Source organism: Vibrio sp. Vb0598 (assembly GCF_033338935.1).
GTDB classification, from domain to species: domain Bacteria; phylum Pseudomonadota; class Gammaproteobacteria; order Enterobacterales; family Vibrionaceae; genus Vibrio; species Vibrio alginolyticus.
The window spans coordinates 1-1,268 of sequence record NZ_JAWOTP010000157.1 but is presented as its reverse complement, the minus strand read 5'-3'; the positions used below and the strand labels follow the sequence as shown (position 1 = coordinate 1,268).

The following is a 1,268-nucleotide window of genomic DNA, read 5'->3' as shown; positions in this document are numbered from 1 at the left end:
GCGCTTGAAGGTCGTATCATGCTAGTGGATGACGTAATCACAGCAGGTACTGCGATTCGTGAATCGATGGAAATCATCAAGGCGAATGGTGCAGATCTGGCTGGCGTATTAGTGGCTATCGACCGCCAAGAGAAAGGCAAAGGCGAACTTTCTGCGATTCAGGAAGTTGAGCGCGACTTCGGTTGTGCGGTGATTTCTATCGTGAGTTTGGGTGACCTAATCACTTACCTTGAAGAAAAAGGTAACGCGACCGAGCATCTTGAAGCGGTGAAAGCATACCGCGCGGAATACGGCATCTAATTTCCCACTTTTTCAATTCAATAAAAAAGGTATCCAATCGGATACCTTTTCTTTTGCGATTTATTTGTAGCGAATGCCTTTGGGCTCGTTTTCATCTTGCATGGTTTTGTAGCGTTTGTGCAGCCACATCCATTGCTCAGGTGCTCGCAAAATCACTTCTTCCACGTACTTGTTCATGTAAGCCGCCGCAGCCACTTCATCTTTTTGTGGGTAATCGGCTTCAATGCACTTATCAGCGATGATTTCGTATTTGCCTTCGTCATTGCGGAAACCAGAACCTGGAATGATCGCGCATTTTGATGTGTAGGCTAAAATGCTGGTGCCGGTTGTTGTACAAGCGTCATCAATGGCAAAAAACGGCACGAAGACCGATTTATTGCGGCCGTAATCGTGGTCAGGTAAGTAGAACAAACGCTCGCCGCTGCGCAGTACACGAATCATCTTTTTCACATCTTTGCGATCAATCAGTTTGTTGCCGTTGTGCGTGCGCCCCCAATATTGGATGAAGTTGTACGCTGGGTTGTTGTGAGGTCGAAATGCGCCGTAACCCGCAACCCCTAAAACAGCAAAAGCTCGCGCGGTAATTTCTAAGTTAAGAGCATGCACACAACACAACAATACGCCTTTCCCTTCCGCGCCTTTTTCTTTTAGAGCGTGGATGTCTTTCTCGACAATGAGCGTTTTGAAGCGCCATGTAGGCCAAAACCATGTAATACCGGTTTCGATCAGTGCCATCCCGGTATTCTTGAAGTTTTCTTCCACGATATGTTGCACTTCTTCTGGCGTTTTCGCGGGGAATGCAAGCTCAAGGTTGCGCTTCGCGATATGCACGCGCTTTTTGCCATAGCGCATGCCTAGCTTGCCAAGTGAACGCCCCAAAGACAGTAATAGGCGATAAGGAAGAATATTGACGATGATAGCCAGTAGACCAAACCCAAGCCAAACTCCCCAGTTACGAGGATGGAGAA

General features: G+C 47.6%; 1 protein-coding gene and 1 pseudogene. One reads left to right on the top strand and one right to left on the bottom strand.

Annotated features, from left to right (window positions below; all coding sequences use genetic code 11):
- Window positions 1-300 (top strand): annotated as a pseudogene (pyrE, locus tag R7Q38_RS23720) (orotate phosphoribosyltransferase); the annotation flags it as partial.
- 60 nt (window positions 301-360) lie between these two features.
- On the opposite strand, the gene lpxL reads toward pyrE, so the two are convergent.
- On the bottom strand, window positions 361-1,268 hold a 908-nt coding region (gene lpxL, locus R7Q38_RS23715; protein WP_318114509.1), incomplete at its 5' end, for an LpxL/LpxP family Kdo(2)-lipid IV(A) lauroyl/palmitoleoyl acyltransferase.